This window comes from Desulfosporosinus acididurans (genome assembly GCF_001029285.1).
In the GTDB taxonomy this organism is placed as follows: Bacteria; Bacillota; Desulfitobacteriia; order Desulfitobacteriales; family Desulfitobacteriaceae; genus Desulfosporosinus; species Desulfosporosinus acididurans.
This window is the reverse complement of sequence record NZ_LDZY01000035.1, coordinates 1-8,703: the sequence shown is the minus strand read 5'-3', so window position 1 is coordinate 8,703 and position 8,703 is coordinate 1. Positions and strand designations below refer to the sequence as shown.

Below are 8,703 nucleotides of genomic sequence, written 5' to 3'. Positions count from 1 at the left end.
CCTATCGTCAAACCAAGATCAGACAGCTTGTAAATAATATAACCGCCATCAAAGATATTTGCCGAGGTCGTATCATTCTTATCATAGGCTTCCTTTAAATTACTCGCTCCGCTGGACATTTCTACATTACTTGCTGACGGGATCGTTGTCGCCTTTGCAATTTCGTATATATAGACGGCTGTCCCCTTAATTCCATTTATTTTTAGATACCTTACCGTTGTATCACTCGAAATTCCTGCGGTATACTCGTTTTTGGCCCCCGGCTTTATTGTCAAGTAATTACTGGAGGAGGAGGAGATCGGAGAAAATTTACTGTCCAGGTATTCCAGCTTGAGCCTTTGAGTTTTCGCTTCATTACTCCCAATCGTGTATTTGACCTGACTTCCCTTCGTCAAACTCGTCAAACCAAGATCAGACAGCTTATAAATAATATAACCGCCATCAAAGATATTTGCCGAGGTCGTATCATTCTTATCATAGGCTTCCGTTAAATTGCTCGCTCCGCTGGACATTTCATTTCCATTCTTACTCGGGCTAACCGTAATACCTAGCGTCCCCTCCAAGCCATTATTTACCTTATCCTCAACTCTTATATAATCTCTCTCCGATATTGAAGCCGCTAATGCTTGATTGTAGTTACACAATGTAATTATCATGATTGTTATAAGACTTATTGAAAAAACAATGTTACATTTTTTTAGAATTTTCACTAGTTTCTTCTCCTCTCATTAATATCATCTTACTTTAAGTTAGTAACCCAGCCCACTGCGGTTTGTATAATTTCCCTCCCGGTTTAAGATAGATACCATACCTCAACTATTTTATGCAGACAAATTAAACTTAGTACATTTGTACATATCAAAGCCACTTGAACACTGTTACTATCTTGGCACATGTGGTTAGGAGCCTTTCTGTCATAGAGGACCAAGCGTTATGTCTGGAAATAGCGATCTGTCGTCGGGTAATCTGCTCCTTTCAGACATTCATAAGAGCGTATGGATGATAATCCCCTACCAAAAATTTACCCGTTAACACTGTTTGTGCAACGTGAAAATACTCTTTGATGGCTGCCATAAGAACGAATCCCTGTTCTGCTCTGAAGTGTGATCCCTCATTTTGGGCATAAAAATAACGCCATTCAAGGCGTTTAAAATTTATCTTTTGGATTCATAATGAACCATTAATAAATTAGCAATGACAAGGAGAACGAGAATAAATATCCCTACTACCATAAGGATCGTCTTCCTTTATTTATTAATGCTACATTTTATGATACTTTTGGTAGCTTGATACATAAAAATAACCGCGCATTGGCGGTTCGTGCAGGACTTGACTTTGTTAGACTCCCAACTAAAGAACAGCCCCGCAATACAAAGAACGCCCTTCGTTTAAGGCGTTCTTTGTATATAATGTGTCTTATACATAACAGCTAAATGTCATTTTTTAATCACTTGTATTCCTTGATAATTTAGGTTCTCCCAAACTATTATAAACTATTAGGCTATTAAGCCAGCCGCAAAGATCGTATCCTTCCTAAGAACATTACGACTAACTCGGTTTGAGTTCAGTTGCTAATTTTCCTCTGCTCATTGGTCACTATAATCACGGGACCTTATTACAATTTAAATTTACCCACTAATTGGGTGAGAGTTTCCCCAATTTTCGCCAATGATTCAGCAGATTGACTCACCGAGGTCATTGTAGCTGACTGTTCTTCAGATGAAGCCGAAACTTCTTGGGTATTAGCTGCAGCCTCTTCTGCAATGACTCCGATATTTTCCACAGATTTAACTGCTTGCGAACTCCCTTCGGCTATTTGTTTCGTTGCTTCAGTAACTTGATGAATCTGTTCAACGACCGTTTTGACCTCAGTCACAATGGCTTTAAACGAATTCCCCGCAAGATTAACAGTTTCCACTCCAGCTGCAACCTCTGCTTTACCCTTTTCCATAATTCCTACAGCACTTTTCGCTTCATTTTGAATATTACTAATCAAGGTAGAGATTTGAGCAGCAGACGTTGAAGACTGTTCAGCTAGTTTCCGCACCTCCTCAGCAACAACTGCAAAACCTCTTCCTTGTTCCCCGGCACGTGCCGCTTCTATTGCAGCATTTAAGGCCAGTAAATTCGTTTGAGATGCGATGCCTGTAATTACATCGACAATTTGACCGATTTGGCTTGATTGGTCTCCTAACTGGGCAATAACTTCCGCTGTTTGATCCGTAATTTTACTAATTTCCCCAATCTTCTGCACCGCATCTTCTGCTTGAAGAGCACCTGTTTCTGCGGCTAGGGCTGCCTTATTGCCACTTGAACTGGCTATTTCCGCATTCTCAGCAACCTGTTGTGTATGTACTGCCAGTCGCTTAATAACCTCACTTATTTCTTCAACTGTTCTAGCTTGCTCAGTTGCTCCCGAAGCAAGCTGCCCCAGCGTCCCAGCGACTTGTTCACTAGTAACGGTAGCTTCTTGAGCCGCAGCCGATAGTTCTTCACTCGTGGCACCCAAAGTACTGGCAGTATCAGTAACTTCCTTCACTATGCTATGTATATCTCCAATAAATCGATTGAAGTGCTGTGCAAGCTTCCCGACCTCGTCATTAGATACTACATTGAGCCGTTTGGTTAAGTCTCCATCCCCTTGCGATATATCTTTTAACACTTCAGTTGTTTGTATGATCGGTTTTGTTATCCCTCCGGAAACTAAATAGATAACTAAGCCAATTACTAAAATAGCAATTAAAGCTACGATAATCGAAAAATTCCGAATGGCGTTCGCCTGTGCTAGAATTGTCGCCATCGGAACTGTGATTTCCAGCGACCATGGTGTCGTAGTATGACCAATGGTTATTGGTTCATACAGTCTGTAATACTCATTATTGGATAAAGTATACGTCTTACCATTTTTGATACTCGCTATAACTGCTTGATTATCGAGAACCTTGCCTATCTCTTTAGAGTCCGGGTTGGAAACGTACTTGCCATTATTGGAAACAAGGCAAGCATAGCCTGTGTTTAAAGGCTTTATATTAGAAATCATTTTTTGTATCGTATCTAATGCAATATCTGCTCCGACAACTCCCACGAAAGTACTATTATTATTGACCATTATAGGTGCTACCAAGCTGGTCATAAGAACATCTTTACCATTCACTTTGTATGAGAGAGGATCGAGAATAGTCTCTTTATGCGTCTTTTTAGGAATTAAGTAATAATCTCCTGCACCTGGTGTATCATAACCCGTTAGTGGTGCTAACTTAATATTTCCATTCCCTCTATTCCAATAGGGTATAAAGCGCCCCGTTGCATCATATCCTGGTTGATTTTCATAGTTAGCATCATTCCCATCGAGTGCATTGGGTTCCCATACAGACCAGTTTGCCAAAAATGAAGGATTGCCTTGTAAAACGTTGACGATCATTGCGTTCATAGTAGTGCGATTTGTGTTATTTGTCTCTTTCATTCCTTCAAAAGATGATGCCAATGTTCTGACCGTATCCATAGGAACATTTAGCTCGTTTTTAACTTGATTACTATATTCATCTGCCATATGTGATGCCATTTCAAAAGAAGATGTCTTAGCCATTTCAACTGATCTTAATGACACTAAGAAAATTACGCAAACAAATGAAAGCACAACAACTAAGCCTGTTGATAATAATATTTTGTTTCTTATCCTTAAATCCCTCAAAAACATTGATAATCTCCTTTCACTATTTTGACCTATTCATTTCGAAGAAAAAAAGACGTCAACAAATCAAGACTCATCGCTAAACTGCAATAACACATCTCTCCCTGAGAAGGAGTCCTCTCTATTTCCTCCCATGGCAACAAAAATCTTTTCCTGTCAGCGAACTCGTTTAGCTAAAGCTGAACATCGAGACTTCGGTGGGGGACTCTACCCCCACCGAAGCAGAGTACGGGGACCCACTCCCACTTATAGAAGTGGGAGTCTTACATTGGATAAAAGAGATGTTTTATTAAAGTCTGTCGTAGTACAACTTTAGGCACACTTTTGCTCTGCGAGTGTTGAATTGCCTAATTAATCAGTATAAATTTAAAACTGCTTTTTGTATAATACTTCTTGATTATATAGGGTATAACCCCTAGTTAATCTGAACTATTATCTATTATCTATTATCAAATTGACCTAATTGCTCAAAACAAACAGCCTTTTCGCCTTCTGTTAAGCACTTGCAAATTTTGGCTAGTATCATTCCTTAGGAAATATGAAAAACTAACTTTAAAATCTATAAGGAGAAAGGGTTTGATGACATGGGATTAATGAAAAAGAAAGGGAATTTACTAAGTCCTCGTTCGTTAATTATCCATACAATTGGTATCGCCGGCGCTGTTTGGTTAGGCAAGTTTTGGGGGAAAAATGATTATTAATTCATTAAACTTTTCGAATGGTAAGGAGTAGATTTTTTCTACTTCCTGCGCCTTGTTTCATACTAACGTGAAATGATCCTCAACATATCAATGCATCCATGCATTTTCTTTACAATTAAGTGCAGTTTTTCAACCAAGAGTAACGTATAACCAACGCAAAAAGGGCCCCTTACTGAGGGCCTTTTTGCATACCTTTTAAAATCTTTAATCAGTAACTTCTAATAACTTATATTCTTCGGTTACCAACAACTTTTCAGGATCAAGGAAGATTACCATTCGGTCATTAATTTTTGCAATTCCTTTTAGATAACCATTATTTTGGGAAACGAACTCAGGTGCAGGTTGAATATCGTCTTCATTGAATTTAACAATGTCCGTTACTTCATCCACAATACATCCAGCAACTGTGCCGTTAATATTCAGCATCATAAACTTACTATCCTCGGGATATTCGTTAACCGTTAAATTGAATTTCTTACGCAGATTAAAGATATAATTAACTCTACCCCGCAAATTGATGATCCCTTCGATTGCATGAGGTAATCCGGGAACAGTTTGGATTTTAAACTTACTCGATCGCAAAATCCCATTTACAGTGGTCACATCTACGCCATATTCTTCACCATCAAGTGCAAAAATCACCAACTGATTAATAGCCATTTGGTCCTCCCCCTTTCAGAGTATAAATTCTACATTTCAGAAGCTAATGCATTTAGCTGTTCAGTTAACGCAGAAATTTCCTCAACACTAGAAGTAACCTCTTGAATCGCCGCAGCTTGCTGTTCTACAGTTGCAGTAGTTTCATTTCCCATATCAACTGTTTTATGAACCGAATCAATGATTGAAGTTGTAAGTTCCTTGATCTTTCCAACAGTTTGTTTGGAATCCTCCGATAATTTACGAATCTCTTGAGCTACAACGCCAAACCCTAAGCCAGCTTCTCCTGCTCTTGCTGCTTCAATCGCAGCATTTAAGCCGAGCAGACGAGTTTCATCGGCAATTTCCTTAATGAAGTCCATGACATTATTGATTTGCCCTGTCACGGCATTAACATTCTTGATTTCTGCGTTGAGATTTAATTGATTGTCATTGACAACGGTTGATGAAGCCGCTAATTGTTGCATAGTAGCAGATATCTGATGAAGACTATCATTAAGTGTTGCAGCGGTTGCTTTCAATTTTCGCTGTTGAAATGCAGTTTTGGACAAGGTATTAGCTACGATAAAGAGGACATTGGCAGCCGACTCAATCCTTTCACGTGATAACTGTGTAACTTCGTGAACAGATTCGACATATCCATCAGGATCAACGCCAATCTCCCCAGCGATACGAAGGTATTTAGCTTCCTCAGGAGCAGAGGTTAACACTTGTCCACCCAAAATAGTTCCGATTTGATGCCCTTCAAGCATAATCGGGGCCGCAAAATCTATAAGCCCTGCATGACATTCGTAGACTACCGGTTTCCCAGTTCGAGCAGCTTCCTCACCGCCTTTTCTATGGGATTCCGCACACCTTTTATCTCCCCGTTCTGTTGAATGGGTATAATGACTACAAAATCTTGTATAACTGCTCGGATTGGTGACTGGATTTCCCTCTAAATCTACCGTCACACTAGCTAATCCGCATCCCTTTGCAAAGTCATCCTGAAACTGTTGTAGGAAATCAAGGTCAATAACATCAGTAATTTTTATTTGGGACAGATCATGTTGAGAGAGAGTCAGATTACTTATTATTTCCTTTTGTACCATTTTTCATTTCCTCCCTAAATAATCTTAACAACTTGAACCTTTTCTACATCTTTTGAATATACTGATAACTTTTCCGGTAATAAAACCGCTAGAGGCCTAGTATCAATCTCTCAAACTTTTGGAATCTCAACATTTACTTATAAGTTCGACTTAATTCGTTATTTAATTTATAATTTTATTATTATTGTCTAATTTATCTTAGATTTCGACATCTGTCAAACCAATGTTTTCCAAAAATTGTTTCGCCTTCAGCCTACATCCTTGGACACAACGCATTTACTTTTTCACTAAATTCTCATGTCAAGGATCAGTTGTATATGCTGTTCTAGCCTAGACTTCTAAAAAACGATACTAAAAACTATGGACTCAAAAGGGATAGCTCCTTGCTATCCCCTTATTTAACCTTATATTCTTTTATGGGCAGTGTCCTCAGATATTGTTTCGAGAGTCCAAATTTTCATAATCCGTCCCTATCCCTATACATTTTGGGAATTTTATAAGTTTCTATTAATCCTTTAAGTCTGTAAGTCTTAGGAAATATCTAAAATCTGATATTGCACAAAACCTGAGGGAGCTGACACATTTACAATAGATCCCTTTGATTTGCCAAGAACTGCTCTCCCGACAGGAGATTCATTAGAAATTTTATTGGTATCAGGGTCTGCCTCGACAGAACCTACTATGTAATACTCTTCTTCATCATCAAACTCGACATCTCTCAAAAGAACTTTAGCCCCCAGAGTTACAACGTCAGTTTCCTTAACATCGCGAATAACCTTTACATTACCGAGCATTTTCTCTAGAGCAATAATCCTTGTTTCAATAAAGGCTTGTTCATCCTTAGCGTCATCATACTCCGAATTTTCGCTGATATCCCCAAAATCAATGGCCTGTTTTATGCGGCCTGCAACTTCCTTCCGTTTCACGGTCTTATACACTTCTAACTCTTCTTCAAGTTGCTTTAAACCTTCTGCCGTTAAAATGGTTTCATTTTCAGCCATGTCTTCTTGCTCCCTTATTTTAGCTTATCGTTTACCAAATAAGCACAAAAATTATTGCAATTTAATTATAAAAATTATAATTTAATTTGTAATAATTGTCAAATATTGAATTGTATAGCATATAATTCGCATCTTATCATATAAATCTAACTTTTAGAGCTGCGGTTAGTGAACTCGTTCTGCTAAAGCTGAACATCGAGGCTTCAGATGGGGACTTTACCCCACCTGAAGTTAACGAAGGTCCTACCCCCACTTAAGAAGTGGGGGTCCTAAAAACTAGATCAATTGAGAAGAGTAGTTGAAGTAGGTAATGCAGATTTAATATTCCAAAAGCCTAAATTATTAAATATTGTGAGAGGAAATCATCGGGAAGCACTTTGTAACTCAAAACTATTTCCTGTTCAACTGTTTGAGCAGTTATTAAAAAGCCTGAAATTTTGAACGAAATTTTTGAATCTTCATCTTCTTGAATTAAAATCAAAGAACAATACTTATTATTCAGAAAAAATGTCATTAGTATCGAACAAACTGCCTCAACAAAACCACGTGAATTCTCCAAATTCGGTGAAAAATATATACGTTTTCCTGTTAACGTCTCCAACTCAATATGGGCAGGCAATAACTTCTTTATAAGTTCCGTCAAATCTTCGCTTTCCCATCGTACTATCATTTCGTTCCCCCTTAGTCGTCCGAAAGCAACGAGGGATTCCGTCTACTTATATTAAATGCAACATATAGCAATTTATGTTCGGCCTTTAGGAATAAACCATGAAAAAAAGAAATACTCCCACGTTGATGCGAGGCCACTGAAAAACCTACGTTTTTCTTCTTGGTAGTTAAGTAATCAAATAAAAGAGACGGTCCTCATTCTTTATTCGAATGAAGATCGTCTTTTTATAACCTTTGTATGCGGGTATGTGTTTTTTTATTCCATTAGTTTTAATATCCTTTTCAAATTTACGCTGAATATGGCCATCGCCCCTTGTAATTCCATGCCAATAAGACCCGAGGATGATGCAACATCATACCCGTGCCTGTGCTTTAGTTCACTATTTTTAGCTTCAATTTTATATCGTTCTTTAGATTTTCCTTTAAAATAATCGCTTTCTTGAAAATTTGCCTGTTCCGTATGTTCATTTGATTTAATAGATACAGAATAAGTTTTATTTTTAGCCCCTTCCTTATAACAACCATCTTTAAATAAACATCTCTTGCACTTTTCGATGTCAAAGTGATATGTATCTGTTTGATTTCTGCCTTGACCTTTTTTACCTTGTCGGGCCTTCCGAATTGCCATATGACCTGCTTTACACACATACATTCCGGCATCTTTATTAAAATTAAATTCATCTTCCTTTTTCCGATTCCCTTGAGTAATCGAAGGATTTAATTTAGTAACTAATTTGATGTTGTTGGTCTTACTATATTTAATATTTTCCTTTTCTGAATAGGCTGCATCTCCAATGACTGTCTCAATTTCCATGCCAGCAGCCACACTTTTTTCAATCAGTGTAACTAATTCTTTCCCGTCACTTTTTTCGCCTGTTGTGACAGTCGCTGCG

At 38.1% G+C, this 8,703-nt stretch carries 7 protein-coding genes; all 7 read right to left on the bottom strand.

The features are described from left to right. Positions 1–710: hypothetical protein (locus tag DEAC_RS21675; protein ID WP_047812170.1), on the bottom strand; the 710-nt coding region annotated here is incomplete at its 3' end. A gap of 905 nt (positions 711–1,615) precedes the next feature. After that, positions 1,616–3,562 (bottom strand): methyl-accepting chemotaxis protein, encoded by a 1,947-nt coding sequence (locus tag DEAC_RS21670; protein WP_242847248.1) that lies wholly within the window; start codon positions 3,560–3,562, stop codon positions 1,616–1,618. Between the two features lie 1,034 nt (positions 3,563–4,596). Continuing rightward, positions 4,597–5,052: a chemotaxis protein CheW gene (locus DEAC_RS21665; protein WP_047812168.1), complete on the bottom strand. Its 456-nt coding sequence runs from the start codon at positions 5,050–5,052 to the stop codon at positions 4,597–4,599. Positions 5,053–5,081: 29 nt separating this feature from the next. Then, positions 5,082–6,140 (bottom strand): PocR ligand-binding domain-containing protein, encoded by a 1,059-nt coding sequence (locus DEAC_RS21660; RefSeq protein WP_152671470.1) that lies wholly within the window; start codon positions 6,138–6,140, stop codon positions 5,082–5,084. Positions 6,141–6,670: 530 nt separating this feature from the next. Beyond that, complete coding sequence (gene greA / locus DEAC_RS21655; protein WP_047812167.1) at positions 6,671–7,141, bottom strand: transcription elongation factor GreA; 471 nt, start codon at positions 7,139–7,141, stop codon at positions 6,671–6,673. 334 nt (positions 7,142–7,475) lie between these two features. Next, positions 7,476–7,811 (bottom strand): hypothetical protein, encoded by a 336-nt coding sequence (locus DEAC_RS21650; protein WP_047812166.1) that lies wholly within the window; start codon positions 7,809–7,811, stop codon positions 7,476–7,478. 255 nt (positions 7,812–8,066) lie between these two features. After that, the coding region (locus DEAC_RS21645) for a transposase (RefSeq protein WP_047812165.1) at positions 8,067–8,703 on the bottom strand (637 nt) is incomplete at its 5' end.

Excerpts from the sequence above, each read along its gene's own strand:
- DEAC_RS21670 (WP_242847248.1), bottom strand. The coding sequence starts at position 3,562 with ATGGCATCACATATGGCAGATGAATATAGTAATCAAGTTAAAAACGAG.
- DEAC_RS21665 (WP_047812168.1), bottom strand. The coding sequence starts at position 5,052 with ATGGCTATTAATCAGTTGGTGATTTTTGCACTTGATGGTGAAGAATAT.
- DEAC_RS21660 (WP_152671470.1), bottom strand. The coding sequence starts at position 6,140 with ATGGTACAAAAGGAAATAATAAGTAATCTGACTCTCTCTCAACATGAT.
- greA (WP_047812167.1), bottom strand. The coding sequence starts at position 7,141 with ATGGCTGAAAATGAAACCATTTTAACGGCAGAAGGTTTAAAGCAACTT.
- DEAC_RS21650 (WP_047812166.1), bottom strand. The coding sequence starts at position 7,811 with ATGATAGTACGATGGGAAAGCGAAGATTTGACGGAACTTATAAAGAAG.